This is a genomic window from Synechocystis sp. CACIAM 05 (assembly GCF_010222815.1).
Lineage (GTDB): Bacteria > Cyanobacteriota > Cyanobacteriia > Cyanobacteriales > Microcystaceae > Synechocystis.
Genome location: NZ_CP019225.1, coordinates 3,452,568 through 3,466,330 on the forward strand (window position 1 = coordinate 3,452,568; position 13,763 = coordinate 3,466,330).

Genomic DNA, 13,763 nt, shown 5'->3' on the forward strand with positions numbered 1-13,763 from the left:
AATTATTCCATTTCCATGGCATCAATTGTTTTCCGCTACCTTACTGTTCTCGTTTTTTCTCTTTGCTTAATGTTTTTTTCCCCGCCTACCCTGGCGGCAGGTTCTCCTCCCTTGCTGAATTCAGAGCTCAATCCCCAGACTCAGACAATGGATTTGGCGATCGATAGCTTTTTAGATTCTATCCCTGCCAATTATTATCCTATTCGTACACCGGCAGCCCTGAAAAAACAATTAGATGATGCAAAAACCACCTTAGTGGATGTGAGGGAAGTTAAGGAATATCAAGCTGGACATATTCCCGGAGCAATCAATATTCCCTTGCGGGCTTTAAGCCATAATCTGGCACAGATTCCCCCAGACAGAAAGGTTATTGTTTACTGTTCCACTGGCTACCGTTCCGCCATGGCGGTGATGGCTTTAACTCTTTTAGGCTACGAAAATGTTCTGGCATTTTCTCCTAGTTTTACTGGCTGGCAAGCGGCAGGGGAAGCAATTGCCAAAGCTTGATTAATGAATCCGATGAAATCTTCCTTTGTGCATAGTTAAATTGCCCCCTTAACAAAAATTTATTGTTATAATAAAAAAGTAAAGACAAGAAGAATAGTTTCAATATTTTGTCCTTTACTTAATTGCATAAGGATTTCAATTAATCTTAGGAAGAAATTTTTCCATCCCCCATACGGAGATTATAATCATGGCTACTAACATGGGTTCCATTGATCGTTTGATTCGCTTAGTTATTGCTTCAGCTCTGCTCTATCTTGGTCTTTTTTTCTACTCCGGCACTAGCCTAGGACTTGGACTTACTGCCGGAGGCGGATTGATGCTATTTTCCGCTACTTTTGGCTTTTGTGGGCTGTATAAATTGCTCGGCATTAGCACCAAATAGATCCGTATTTTGACTGTTACTGCTCACATTGTTTTGTTCTTTTCTCACCCTATTTAGCACTAATTTAATCATGGATAACACACAGGCGATCGCCCCCCCTTCCTATTCCCGTCGTCAATTACTCAACTTTTTAGCTGGCACCACCGTTGCTGTCACCGCCAGTGCAGGAGCCTACGCCATGGGGAAATTCTTTGTGCCCCCGGCTGAAAAAGGTGGAGCCGGAGGAGGCATTATTGCCAAGGATGTTTTGGGTAACCCCATCCCTGCTTCCCAAATTTTGACGGAAGCTCCCGGCACCAGGGCTTTAGTGGCTGGTTTGGCTGGTGATCCCACCTATTTGATTGTTAAAGAGGACGGTAGCCTCGACAGCATCGGCATTGTCGATAGTTGTACCCACCTGGGTTGTACTTTTCCTTGGAATGGTAATGACCAAGAATTTCAATGTCCCTGCCATGGTTCGCGCTACCATCCCGACGGCTCTGTGGCCCGGGGTCCTGCACCTCTGCCCTTGAAAATAGTGCAGGTGGCCGTGGTAGATGATCAAATTTTCATTTCCCCTTGGACAGACTTGGATCCCCGCACAGGAGAGAAACCCTGGTGGGTTTGATAATTTTCAATTTTTGGCCAACAATCTTCAAAAGCTAAACTATTTTGGTCTTGTTAACTTATGTGGATTAGTGCCACCGTTGCGTATATTCATTATCTCAGTTTTATGGTTGCCTTTGGGGCATTGGTTACGGAGGCCCTGACCCTGAAAAAAGACCCCAATCTGGAGGAGTCCTGGCGATTGGTCATTGCCGATGCCGTTTATGGGCTGTCCGCCACAGCCGTCTTGGTTACGGGAATTTTGCGGGTGATGTATTTTGGCAAAGGCACTGATTATTACCTGAGTCATCATATTTTCTTTGCCAAAGTGGGACTATTCATCGTGGTGGGGTTACTTTCCCTCTATCCCACTTTCTCGTTTTTAATGTGGATTAAAGCCCTGCGCGATCGCCAGGCACCCGTGCTGGAGGAAGGCAAAGTGTCTGTATTGCGGTGGTTGATTCGGGGAGAACTGGTTGGATTGGCCCTAATTCCCTTCACTGCCGCTCTGCTGGCTAGAGGTTTATAGCAGTCAAGGGTGAATCATACCTAGGAACTAGGTCAATTAACTCCTGGTCGTTGTTGGGGATGCCAATTGGGACCATCCCTGGGCTAGAATATCGCTCAGACTCACACCTCCATAGTTCTAAGCTTGTTTGACTTTGCCCTAACCTGAATAAACCGCCGTTGCTTGGTGGCCTCGCCATGACTGACTACTCCGCCCTTGATAAATCCTCTTTCGCTGCCAGTGAGTCTGACTACATTCAAGCAGAGCTAATGGCCGAGGAGGAAACTGGCCCTAGGGTGAGCTATGACCCAGGGGAGTCTAGCTTGGCCGCCCTAGAGCCGCCCCTGGAAGCAACAGGAAGTTTTGAGTTTAATTTTATTGACCGCCCAGTCCCCCAAGAAGAGGTACAGGGCACCCATCCTGCGGAAGAAGTTCTTACCCGTTTATTTACCCCTTGGAGTTTGGCGGGGTTGTTGATGTTGGTGGCGGCCAATGGACTGTTAACAATTTATGGTTTGACGGCTCGATCGCCGGGACCGACGATGGCGATCGCCCATTTTGACGGTTTGCCCCCCATTCCTCCTGGCTTACCTCCAGTGGCGGATGCTGGCCCTGGACTCAATCTACAAAAGCTCAGCGAAATGGCTGTGGTACGAGATCCTCAACCTACGGCTCCTTCTGCTCCCCAGGCGATCGCCAGTCAGAATGTGCCCAGTAACCCTCCCGCCGCAATGGTTCCCCAGGCCCAGCCAGTGCCCATGGCCGGCTACAGCCCCTATTTAAATGATCCTGGTTACACAGCCGCCGTTCCCGGTGCCATTACCCCTCCCCAATCCGTGCCTTCAGGGCAGCCATTGCCCACCATTGCCATTCAACCTATCCGTCAGGCCCCCACCCCTCCTTTACCCCCTTTACCCCCTCCCCCTCCGCCGCCGATAAATACGGGCATTGGTAATGGGATTGTTTCCCCACCGCCAGTGGCCAGGGCCGATTACGGTAATCAGGTTAGTGCTGCCCCTAGTTCCTCCTCTGCCGGTGGAGCCACTGTGGAGTCGCAAATGTATCAACAGTTGCCCAGTGGATCTGCCCCCAGTGCCGTTGCCAGTAGTCAATCTCCCAATCAAAAAAACTTTCATCAAGTGACAAGAACTTATAATCAGGGAGGAAGCGCTAGTGAGCGGGAAACTAACCCCGCCACCCAACAGTTAGTGCAGGAATTGGAAAGCCTTAACCAGGCTCCCTATTAGGGTTGGCCCTCTTTGTCATGGAACTTTTTAATCGGGTTGGACGGGTGTTGAAATCCCAGTTAACCCATTGGCAACAGCAACAGGAAGCGCCGGAGGATCTCCTCGAACGTCTATTGGGCGAGATGGAGTTGGAGCTGATCGAATTGCGGCGGGCCTTGGCCCAAACCATTGCTACTTTTAAAAGTACGGAACGACAGAGAGATGCTCAGCAATTAATTGCCCAACGCTGGTACGAAAAGGCCCAGGCTGCCCTGGATAGAGGTAATGAGCAATTGGCTAGGGAGGCCCTTGGGCAAAGACAGTCCTATCAGAGTCATACGGAAGCCCTAGGTAAATCCCTCGGGGAACAACGGGCCCTGGTGGAACAGGTGCGGGGACAATTACAAAAGCTGGAGCGCAAATATCTGGAGCTGAAAAGTCAGAAAAGTCTTTACCTCGCCCGCTTAAAATCGGCGATCGCCGCCCAAAAAATTGAAGAGATTGCGGGCAATTTGGACAATGCCAGTGCCAGTAGTTTATTTGAGAGAATTGAAACCAAAATCCTGGAGTTGGAAGCGGAACGGGAATTGCTCAACTCTCCCCCATCCCCGCTAGATAAAAAATTTGAGCAGTGGGAGGAACAACAGGCGGTGGAAGCAACCCTTGCGGCCATGAAAGCTCGACGCTCTCTCCCTCCCCCTTCCTCGTAAAAACCATAATTGCTAACGATAAATTAGCTGCCAAAATGACCAATCTTCCCCACCAATGTGAGCAAATTTTTCTCTTGGACGGTGGCCTGGAAACGGAAATGATCTTCAACCGAGGTTTTGATCTCCCTGCCTTTGCTGCCCATACCCTACTGTCCGATCCCCTGGGACGGGAAGCGTTAAAGAACTACTTCCGTGGTTTCTTAGATTTGGCCAAAGAAAAGCAATTTGGCTTTTTGATCGACGCACCCACTTGGCGGGCTCAACCATTTTTTGCGGAAGAGTTGGGGGTGAGCCTGGAAGAAATTCGGCAGGCTAATTTTCGAGCGGTGGAATTTGCCAGGGCACTAAAACAAGCTTATGTTAACGAGATCCAGCCCTTGCTAATTAATGGTTTGATTGGTCCCTGTGGAGATGCCTATGGTGGCGAACATTTCAGCAATGCGGAGGCAGCCCAAGCTTATCACCGGCAACAAATTAGCTGGTTAGCGGAGGCCGGAGTCGATCTATTGGGAGCATTTACCCTGACTAGCGTTAATGAGGCGATCGGTATTGTCCGGGCTAGCCAAGAATTTTCCTTACCCGTCTCCATTTCTTTCACAGTGGAAACGGACGGTCGCTTGCCGACGGGGACTGCTCTGTCGGAGGCGATCGCCATTGTTGATGAAGCTACCAATCAGGGAGCGGCATACTTTATGGTTAATTGCGCCCATCCCGACCACTTCCGTGCCGTAATCAGAGAAGAAGCTTGGCTGAGTCGCTTGGGGGGTTTTCGCTGTAATCCTTCCCGTCGTAGTCATGCCCAGTTAGATCAAGCAAATTTTCTCGACATTGGTAACCCGGTGGAATTGGCCCACTCCTATTGGACGCTGAAACAAAAAGTCCCTTCAGCCAATGTTTTTGGGGCCTGTTGTGGTTCTGATCTCCGGCATATCAGAGAAATTGCCAAGGTTTTTGACGAAAAAATCTCGAAGATTTAAAAAACGTCTAGAACTGTCTGCGGGCAAAAATCAGATTTGCCAGGGTCAGCATCAGCACGATGTAGAGAATGCCATAGAGAAGGTTCGCCCAAAGTTCACCGCTGGCGGGCAGAATTCCATACACCGCCTCATTTTTCAGGTTAAATCTCTCCAGGTTAGGCAATACCAGGTAGAGATATTTGGTCAGGGTTTCGATGTTGGCATTTTTGGTAATTTCCCCCAATTTAAGCAAATCACGACTGATATGCCCCATAAAATACACCCCAAAACTGAGCAGGGTGGCCAAAATTGAACTGGTGAATACCCCGAATAAAATGGCGATCGCCGTGAGAACTGCTAATTCTAATAACAGAAAAGCTTGGGAAATGAGAATGGCAGTGGGGGAAAAGGGGATTTTGGCCCAGGCCAACATGACCAAGTAAATGCTGGTCATAATCACCAACATGGCAGTCAGCACCCCCGATAATCCCAGATGTTTGCCGATAATAAACTCACTGCGGCTGAGGGGCTTGGGAATGAGCACCAACACCGTGCGCTTATCAATTTCTTTGTTAATCAAACCTGTACCGACAAAAATCGCCACGATCGCCCCCAACAGGGAAGTGGCCGCTAAACCGAGGTCGAGGAAAATTTTGCCATCCGCCCCAACAGAAATTTCTGGCAGGATCCGCAGGGCTAGGGCCATTAAAATGGCAAAAAATCCGATCACATAAAGAATTCGGTCCCGAATAACTTCCCGAAAACCATTGGCGGCGATCGCCCAAATTCTGAAAATATTGACCATAATTTTTCAGTCAATCCACTTAAATCGCAATGATCCTAACGATCAATTAAATAATAAAAAACCCACCGAGCTCGAACAAGATGGGTCATGGCAAAACTTCTATTCTCAAAGCGCTGGCATAAACCAGACCTATTCCGCCGCTGGGACGCCATCCAATAAACCATGGTGATCGAGCACTGCCTGTAGCTGAGACTCCTCATCCTGGGAAAGGGAAGTTCTCAGCACTTTACCGCCGTATTTGCTCACATCGGCCAAAACCTTATCGGGGGTAACTTTTTTGACTAGGACAAATAGGGCCGAACTACCGGGGCACATGGTTTCCCCCAGTTCCCGCATAAAATTGTCATCTACACCAATGTCACTGAGGGCACCGGCCAAGGCACCACTGGCAGCTCCCACCGCAGCTCCCAACAAGGGATTGAAAAATAAAATACCGATCAATAAACCCCAAAAGCCGCCACTAACGGCGCCGGAACTGGTGAGATTAATGGCTTGCTTGAGCTTGACTTTGCCCTTTTCGTCTTTGACCACAACGGCGGCATCTTCCATTTCGATCAAATGCTCTACTTGTAGCTTGGCCAGGGCAAGGCGTACTTCCTCTGCCTTGTATTCATCATCGTAGCCGATAACAATTAAGTCACTCATAAAACTTTACTGAAAATAATTGGTGATTACTAGGCTCCATGGTAGCAGTTGGGTTCAATCTTGAAAGTTGGGGTAACCGTCAATACAACATTGGCTCCATGGCTGGTCAATCCATTACAATTTGGGTTATTCGGTGACGCCCCAACCTCCACACCTCCGTTAGATCCCATCTGGATAAAACTAATAAACTCTATTACCCATGATTAAAGCCTACGCTGCCCTGGAAGCCAACGGAAAACTCCAACCCTTTGAATACGACCCCGGTGCCCTGGGTGCTAATGAGGTGGAGATTGAGGTGCGGTATTGTGGGGTGTGCCACAGTGATTTGTCCATGATTAATAACGAATGGGGCATTTCCAATTACCCCCTAGTGCCGGGTCATGAGGTGGTGGGTACTGTGGCTGCCATGGGCGAAGGGGTGAACCATGTTGAGGTGGGGGATTTAGTGGGGCTGGGTTGGCATGCGGGCTACTGCATGACCTGCCATAGTTGTTTATCTGGCTACCACAACCTTTGTGCCACGGCGGAATCGACCATTGTGGGCCACTACGGTGGCTTTGGCGATCGGGTTCGGGCCAAGGGAGTAAGCGTGGTGAAATTACCTAAAGATATTGACTTAGCCAGTGCGGGGCCACTTTTTTGTGGCGGCATTACAGTGTTTAGCCCCATGGTGGAATTTGGTTTAAAACCCACTGCCAAGGTGGCAGTGATCGGCATTGGTGGATTGGGTCATTTAGCAGTGCAATTTTTGCGGGCCTGGGGCTGTGAGGTCACTGCCTTTACCTCCAGTGCCAGGAAACAAACGGAAGCGTTGGAGTTGGGGGCTCACCACATACTCGATTCCACCAATCCAGAGGCGATCGCCAGTGCGGAAGGGAAATTTGACTACATTATTTCCACTGTGAACCTGAAGTTAGACTGGAATTTATACATCAGCACCCTTGCGCCCCAGGGCCATTTCCACTTTGTTGGGGTGGTGTTGGAGCCTTTAGATTTAAGCCTTTTTCCGCTTTTAATGGGGCAACGGTCCATCGCCGCTTCCCCGGTGGGTAGTCCCGCCACCATTGCCACCATGTTGGACTTTGCTGTGCGTCATAACATTAAGCCCGTGGTGGAGGAATTCAGTTTTGACCAGATCAACGAGGCGATCGCCCATCTAGAAAACGGCAAAGCCCATTACCGAGTGGTGCTCAGCCATGGTAAAAATTAGCCCGGCAAAGGTTGCTTCTCGGTCCGTGGAATGGTCAAACGGAGTCGACCTCAGTTTTGATACGCTCTATATGGAAAGCTTAACATTTGCTGGGGTGTGATATTCAATAGGCTAGGCAAAACCCCTGGCAGATAAACGAGGGAAAGGATTTCAGCAGTGTTAAAACAAACAATTCTGACCAAGACATTACTGCTAGAATGGCACATTGAACCAGTTCTTCAGGTAAAAGCAGTATGGGTCGCGCCAAAAAAGTCGTTCTCGCCTATTCCGGTGGGGTAGATACATCAGTTTGTATTCCCTATTTAATGCACGAATGGGGCGTAGAGGAAGTTATTACCCTCGCGGCGGACTTAGGCCAGGGGGATGAACTGGGGCCGATTCAGGAAAAAGCCCTGCGCTGTGGAGCAGTGGAGTCCTTGGTTATTGACGGCAAGGAGGAATTTGTTAAGGAGTATGCTTTTCGTTCTATCCAGGCCAATGCCCTCTACGAAAACCGTTATCCCCTCTCCACAGCCCTAGCCCGGCCCTTAATTGCCAAAATGCTGGTGGAAGCGGCGGAAAAATACGGTGCCGATGCGGTGGCCCATGGTTGTACTGGTAAGGGCAATGACCAAGTGCGGTTCGATATCAGCATTATGGCCCTAAACCCCAATTTGAAGGTGCTGGCCCCAGCCCGGGAATGGAAAATGAGCCGGGAAGAAACCATCGCCTACGGGGAACGGTATGGTGTGGAATCCCCCGTGAAAAAGTCTTCTCCCTACAGCATTGACCGCAACATTCTCGGCCGTAGCATTGAAGCGGGGCCTCTGGAAGACCCCATGACCGAACCCACGGAAGAAATTTATCTGATGACCAAGGCGATCGTCGACACCCCAGATGAACCGGAATATGTGGACATCGGCTTTGAAAAAGGTATTCCCGTTAGTTTGAATGGGGTGATGCTAGACCCCGTTACCCTGGTGGAACGACTGAACGAAATTGCGGGGAACCACGGGGTAGGTCGTTTGGACATGGTGGAGAACCGGGTGGTGGGGATTAAATCCCGCGAGATTTACGAAGCTCCGGCTTTGCTAGTTTTAATTGATGCCCACCGGGATCTGGAAAGTTTGACCCAAACCGCCGATGTTACCCACTATAAGAATACCGTTGAAGAAATTTATAGCCAGCTAATTTACCGGGGATTATGGTACAGCCCCCTCAAAGAAGCCCTAGATGCTTTTATTCTCAAAACCCAAGAACGGGTTACGGGCATGGTGCGGGTGAAATTCTTCAAGGGCAATGCCAACGTTGCCGGTCGTAAATCCGATTACTCCATCTATGATGCGGAATTGGCCACCTACGGTATGGAAGACCAATTCGACCATAAAGCGGCCGAAGGCTTTATCTATATTTGGGGCTTACCCACCAAAGTTTGGGCCCAGAAAATGCGGGGCTAAATATAGCCGTTCCGCTAGTTAACATTACTTCTGACCGTCCCTAGCCTCCCATTTCTCCAACTCGGCGATTTTAGGAATTCGCTGACTTAATTTGGCAAATTTGGGAGGTTTTGTTTATACTTCGGTCGGTAGGACAATTTACCCAATGTCTTGCCGGTTCTTTATTTGTCAATTCAAAACGATCACAAGTAATGAAAACTACTTTTACTAATGCCGCTAATGGGCCGGTTGGTACCCTTAGCCTAGCGGCCCTATCCCTGGCTTTTTCTACCCCAGCCGAAGCTGTTGTGCTGCTCGGCAATCTAAACCAAGGCAATAATTCGGGAGCGACTAGCCTTCGTCGGTCAAGCCATGAAAATCGGCGAATACAAGCAATCTCTTTTACTTTACCTTCGGGCATGGATTACGATCTGGATAGTGTTGTACTCCGACTTGAACTTTATAGTGCCAGCCGATTAACGTTAGCAATTCGTGATGATGTTGGTGGTTCTGATCCAGGAATAAATACCTTGGTTGAGTTTGTCCCTCCCCCCTTTGAGACTTCTTTTACCAACAACTACACCTTTACACCTATTTCGCCATTTACCTTCGCCGCCGAAACAAAGTATTGGTTAGTAGCGACAGGTCAAGAAAGTAACAGCGTTTTGTGGAAGGGGGATTTCCCTGGTATTACTCCTACAGGAATTGCTACTTTTTCCGGCAGCAGATTTAGTGCTGATGGGGGTAATAGCTACAGTAATGTTGGTCCTGTGAACGCATTCCAAATTAATGCCACCCCGGTTCCCTTTGAAAGCGATGCTCTGCCTGTAGTGGGTGCCACCCTATTTATGGCTGGTGGTCTGTGGTGGAAGAAAAAACGGAATCAAGCCAAAATTGCTGAATTTATCGCCGAAAAATAACCAATTTACTCATAATTTATTACTATCCTAGGTTCCACCCCAGTGGAGCCTTTTTTATTAGAGGTTGCCATCCAGTAAAATACGGTTATGAAATATTGATTCCAGCTTGAAAATTTAGGGAATTTAGCTTACTGTTTGGACTCAATAGAATTTTTCGACCTCCCCGAGCTATCCTTTGGCAATCTAACTCAACAAGTAACAAATTGAAGAACTTTCTTGCCTCTCCCTGTTCCGCACTTCTTGGCTCCCTTAGTCTGGCGGCCCTGTCCCTGGCTTTTTCTGCTCCTGCGGAAGCCGTTGTTATCGCTAACGTGGGCGGCACTAACTACGAAGTGACCACCTTCAACGGTACCTACGACGCCAATGTTTCGCGATTTAGTGTAAATGAAATGCCCTGATGGGGAAACAAGGCGTTGGCCGAAAGTTTTGCTACTGCTTTGTGGACTATTGCTCCTCTTCCCAATGGAGGGTTACCTGGTAATGATTCAGTCGGACCCTTTTTTGCCTGGCAGGAAGATGCCAACGTATCCTTTGTCGCTGCTGGTATCAACGGTGGTGGCCTTTTATCCGCAACGACAAGTTCATTTATTGCTTTTAATTACGCAGTTGCTCAAGCAGTACCAGTTCCCTTTGAAAGTGATGCTTTGCCCGTAGTGGGAGCCACTCTGTTTATGGCCGGTGGTCTGTGGTGGAAGAAAAAACGGAATCAAACAAAAGACAAGCTCGACTCTCTGAACACAGATAAGTTCACCTAGTTTTTCATGGTTCGGGGGTACTTAAATACAGATAGACTTCGGACAGCGGCGCAAATTACCGTTAAAATTTGGAGTGTAAATTTTTCCCAAAACTCCATGCTGAGACTGATTACCGACTGTGATGGACCGATTATGGATGTTTCTGAGCGGTACTATCAGGTCTATCAGTACTGTCTTGAGCAGGTTAAATTGCCTGGACAAAATCTTAATGTATTGAGTAAAGCAGAATTTTGGCAAAGGAAACGGAGTAAGGTGCCCAAGGAACAAATTGGTCTGGACTCTGGTTTAACTAAGGAGCAAACGGAAGAATTTGTCGCCATCCGCAATCGCACCGTCCATAGCCAGCCCTATTTACCCTATGACCAGCCCCTGGCTGGAGTGGAGGAAATATTACAGGACATCAAAGACCGAGGCATTGATCTGGTGCTAATGACCATGCGGCGGGAAAGCGAACTGCAGGAAGCCCTGGACCGCAATCATTTCAACCATTTTTTCCCCATCGATCGCCGTTATTGCTTAGAGGATGGTTATGTGAAAACCGGCGACACTAACGACAAACCCCTGTTGATGGAACGGGCCCTAGCGGAATTACCTCCAGTGGATAGTGTGTGGATGGTGGGGGACACCGAAGCGGATATTTTGGCGGCCCAGCGGGGCAATATGCCGGCGATCGCTGTTTTGTCTGGCATTCGTAACCGGGAACAATTGGAACGTTATCAACCGGATTTTATTGTGGACAATTTAGCTGAAGCAGTGAATTTGTTTTACCAACACCACGGGGTGGAATAGGGGTTGAATAAGTTTTGTGCCAACTACTGGAAATCCAGTTGGCAAATCGTCCATACTAAATGCTAGGGACTGACTAAGGCCCTGGTGGGGAGTGAAAATCAATAACACCAAAGCACCGAGTTGAGATCCTAGGAGCAAAATATGATTACCGTCGCACGAAAAATTACCATAACCCTAGGACTAATGGCGATCGCCGTTGGTTCAGTGTGGCCAGTCCAAGCCCAAATGATGACCGAAGAAAATCTTAATCCCTTGCCCCAATCGGAAGGCAGTGCGGCGGATTTGGCCGGTATTTTGCCCAAGGATAGTGCCCTTTGGCTGGGAGGCGTGGGGGGAGAAGGGGATATCGATGCCGAGGGAGACTATAGTCCCTACGAAATTCGTTCCGACCAATTTGAAGGACAACTAACGGAAATGGAGGAACAGCAGTTACTAGAAAGCTCCCAACTACGCTTGGGTGTTGGCAGATTCTAGCCATTTTTGCAGTGTAGTTCTCTAAACCGCAGCCAATTTATAGTTTCTTAGGTTTTTCTCCCACTTAAATTGGGATACCAAATATTTTCTACCTGTTTCACCAAATCTTCAGCCCAGGCAGTGGAAGGTTCCGATTCAACATCGGGGTTTAACAAAGTCACATGGCCCAGCTTCCGACCGGGACGACAGTCTCCTTTGCCGTACCAATGGACGTGGCTACGGGGCAGAGCGGCTAGTTTATCCAACTGTTGCTGATAATCTCCTGCGGATACTTCATAGCCCAATAAATTCACCATCACCGCTTGGCCGCAACACAAAGCCGATGAACCCAATGTTTGCCCAGTTACCGCCTGCAGTTGCAAAGCAAATTGGGAAGTGTGGCAAGCGTCTAAGCTGAAATGGCCAGAGTTATGGGTGCGGGGGGCCAACTCGTTTACCAGTAACCTTTGCTCTGGGGTAGGGGTTTGGGTAGATGCTGGTAATAGAAAAAACTCGATCGCCAAAATACCCACGTAATCTAAATGGTTGAGAATGCGACGGCAGTAATCCTGGGCCGTGGCGGCAATGGCGGCATCAATGGGGGCAGGGGCTACCACCCAACGGCAAACCTGGTCAATTTGCTTGGTTTCCACCACTGGGTAAATTTCCATTTCTCCTTTGGCATTACGGGCCCCTAGAACAGCCAATTCCCTCTCGTAGGGGACAAAACTCTCCACCATCCAACTACCGGGGAGGGCTTTACTCAAATCCGGTAAATCCGCTGGGGAATTAATAATTTGGGTTCCTTGGCCATCATAACCATGGCGGCGGGCCTTTAACACCCAAGGAAAATCGGGCAATTGGGCGGGCAACGATTCCAAAGCCCAAAAATCCGGTACGGGTAAACCGAGGTTTTGTAAAAAGTGGCGTTGTTCCCATTTATCCAACAAAGGAGCGAGGGCATCGAGGCGGGGATGAAAAGTAATTCCTTGTTGGGCTAACTTTTCCAGGCTGGGCAGATCGACAAATTCATTTTCAAAGGTGATTACCCCACAGTGCTCTGCTAACTCCCTAGTTCCTTCCCCATCGGCGATCGCCGCCAATACCACTTTGTCCGCCAATGCCACGGCCGGATCACTTTCCCCAGGGGTTTGCACTGCTAGTTTTAATCCCAATCGGGGGGATTCCTGGGCCATCATCCAGGCCAACTGTCCACCACCAATTACCCCCACTGTGGTTAATTTTGTTTCCATTGAGCTACAGACTACCGCCTAATCAATGGCGAAGTTTACAAGTTTACGTTTACGTCCGAAATTTCGCTGAACATCCTAGGAACAACCTAAAGATTCCCTCGTACTGATGCCAGTTTTGGGATTCACCCCATCCGCCACTTTACAAAGAGCTGCTATCTGTTCCGTGTCCAACACAGCGAGACTAAAATCAGCCCCTTGGATTTTGGCATTTTTAAAAGAAGTCCGGAGCATGATCGCTTCGGCTAAAATGGCGTTTTCCAAATTAGCCCCATTGAAACTGGTCAAATAGGTCAAACCATTGGTCAAATCCGCCCCCTTCAAGTTGGCATCGGTGAGGTTAGCGCCATTAAACACTGATCCCCGCAAATCCATCGCTTCAAAAATACTGCTGGTCAAATCCACATTGGTGAACTGGGCGGTGAGCAGGTCTTGGTCCCGAAAATCCGTTTCCGCCAACACCATATTTTCAAAAGCTGAAGCTCCCCCGGTTACGGAAGAAGAACTAGCGGCGATCGCCGGGGCAGACCAAATCAAACAAGCCACGGTGAGCACAACAAGGAAGGACTGACGAAACACTTTCAGCATTGGGGAAGCGATGACCTGAATTCAAGGTGGCATAGACACCAACTAGATTATCAGTAATC

The 13,763-nt window shown here is 48.8% G+C and carries 17 protein-coding genes; 13 read left to right on the plus strand and 4 right to left on the minus strand.

Annotated features, from left to right (window positions below):
• The first annotated feature begins 15 nt into the window (after positions 1-15).
• The 7 genes from BWK47_RS16150 to BWK47_RS16180 all read left to right on the plus strand — a co-directional run bounded on the left by BWK47_RS16150 (position 16) and on the right by BWK47_RS16180 (position 4,895).
• Positions 16-507, plus strand: coding sequence for a rhodanese-like domain-containing protein (locus BWK47_RS16150; protein WP_162329445.1), 492 nt, complete (start codon positions 16-18; stop codon positions 505-507).
• 187 nt (positions 508-694) lie between these two features.
• Entirely contained in the window at positions 695-889 is a 195-nt protein-coding gene (locus BWK47_RS16155; RefSeq protein ID WP_020861878.1) for a YgaP family membrane protein, read from the plus strand.
• Positions 890-959: 70 nt separating this feature from the next.
• Positions 960-1,496 carry a cytochrome b6-f complex iron-sulfur subunit gene (gene petC / locus BWK47_RS16160; protein ID WP_162329446.1) on the plus strand — a complete coding sequence of 179 codons (537 nt, stop codon included), beginning with the start codon at positions 960-962 and terminating at the stop codon, positions 1,494-1,496.
• Between the two features lie 60 nt (positions 1,497-1,556).
• Positions 1,557-2,003 (plus strand): DUF2214 family protein, encoded by a 447-nt coding sequence (locus BWK47_RS16165; RefSeq protein WP_010874314.1) that lies wholly within the window; start codon positions 1,557-1,559, stop codon positions 2,001-2,003.
• Positions 2,004-2,179: 176 nt separating this feature from the next.
• Positions 2,180-3,229 carry a hypothetical protein gene (locus tag BWK47_RS16170; protein ID WP_162329447.1) on the plus strand — a complete coding sequence of 350 codons (1,050 nt, stop codon included), beginning with the start codon at positions 2,180-2,182 and terminating at the stop codon, positions 3,227-3,229.
• A 17-nt stretch (positions 3,230-3,246) separates the two neighbouring features.
• Positions 3,247-3,918 carry a PspA/IM30 family protein gene (locus BWK47_RS16175; RefSeq protein WP_162329448.1) on the plus strand — a complete coding sequence of 224 codons (672 nt, stop codon included), beginning with the start codon at positions 3,247-3,249 and terminating at the stop codon, positions 3,916-3,918.
• A 35-nt stretch (positions 3,919-3,953) separates the two neighbouring features.
• Complete coding sequence (locus tag BWK47_RS16180) at positions 3,954-4,895, plus strand: homocysteine S-methyltransferase family protein (RefSeq protein ID WP_237269698.1); 942 nt, start codon at positions 3,954-3,956, stop codon at positions 4,893-4,895.
• 7 nt (positions 4,896-4,902) lie between these two features.
• On the opposite strand, the gene BWK47_RS16185 is transcribed toward BWK47_RS16180, so the two are convergent.
• Positions 4,903-5,679 (minus strand): ABC transporter permease, encoded by a 777-nt coding sequence (locus BWK47_RS16185; protein ID WP_010874318.1) that lies wholly within the window; start codon positions 5,677-5,679, stop codon positions 4,903-4,905.
• Between the two features lie 129 nt (positions 5,680-5,808).
• Positions 5,809-6,324 (minus strand): DUF1269 domain-containing protein, encoded by a 516-nt coding sequence (locus BWK47_RS16190; protein WP_162329450.1) that lies wholly within the window; start codon positions 6,322-6,324, stop codon positions 5,809-5,811.
• Positions 6,325-6,523: 199 nt separating this feature from the next.
• Between BWK47_RS16190 and ahr the strand changes: the two genes are divergently transcribed.
• The 6 genes from ahr (at position 6,524) to BWK47_RS16220 (ending at position 11,887) form a co-directional block, all read left to right on the plus strand.
• Positions 6,524-7,534 carry an NADPH-dependent aldehyde reductase Ahr gene (gene ahr / locus BWK47_RS16195; protein ID WP_162329451.1) on the plus strand — a complete coding sequence of 337 codons (1,011 nt, stop codon included), beginning with the start codon at positions 6,524-6,526 and terminating at the stop codon, positions 7,532-7,534.
• A 233-nt stretch (positions 7,535-7,767) separates the two neighbouring features.
• Positions 7,768-8,970: an argininosuccinate synthase gene (gene argG, locus BWK47_RS16200; protein WP_162329452.1), complete on the plus strand. Its 1,203-nt coding sequence runs from the start codon at positions 7,768-7,770 to the stop codon at positions 8,968-8,970.
• A 191-nt stretch (positions 8,971-9,161) separates the two neighbouring features.
• Positions 9,162-9,869: a choice-of-anchor R domain-containing protein gene (locus BWK47_RS16205; protein ID WP_162329453.1), complete on the plus strand. Its 708-nt coding sequence runs from the start codon at positions 9,162-9,164 to the stop codon at positions 9,867-9,869.
• Between the two features lie 413 nt (positions 9,870-10,282).
• On the plus strand, positions 10,283-10,624 hold the full coding sequence (locus BWK47_RS16210) for a hypothetical protein (RefSeq protein WP_162329454.1): 342 nt from the start codon (positions 10,283-10,285) through the stop codon (positions 10,622-10,624).
• 96 nt (positions 10,625-10,720) lie between these two features.
• Positions 10,721-11,413 (plus strand): HAD family hydrolase, encoded by a 693-nt coding sequence (locus tag BWK47_RS16215; RefSeq protein WP_237269699.1) that lies wholly within the window; start codon positions 10,721-10,723, stop codon positions 11,411-11,413.
• 141 nt (positions 11,414-11,554) lie between these two features.
• Complete coding sequence (locus BWK47_RS16220) at positions 11,555-11,887, plus strand: hypothetical protein (RefSeq protein WP_162329456.1); 333 nt, start codon at positions 11,555-11,557, stop codon at positions 11,885-11,887.
• A 47-nt stretch (positions 11,888-11,934) separates the two neighbouring features.
• Here BWK47_RS16220 and purK read toward each other — a convergent pair whose 3' ends face one another.
• Both purK and BWK47_RS16230 read right to left on the minus strand, forming a co-directional pair.
• Positions 11,935-13,119 carry a 5-(carboxyamino)imidazole ribonucleotide synthase gene (gene purK / locus BWK47_RS16225; RefSeq protein ID WP_162329457.1) on the minus strand — a complete coding sequence of 395 codons (1,185 nt, stop codon included), beginning with the start codon at positions 13,117-13,119 and terminating at the stop codon, positions 11,935-11,937.
• 75 nt (positions 13,120-13,194) lie between these two features.
• Complete coding sequence (locus BWK47_RS16230; protein WP_162329458.1) at positions 13,195-13,704, minus strand: pentapeptide repeat-containing protein; 510 nt, start codon at positions 13,702-13,704, stop codon at positions 13,195-13,197.
• Between the last annotated feature and the right edge of the window lie 59 nt (positions 13,705-13,763).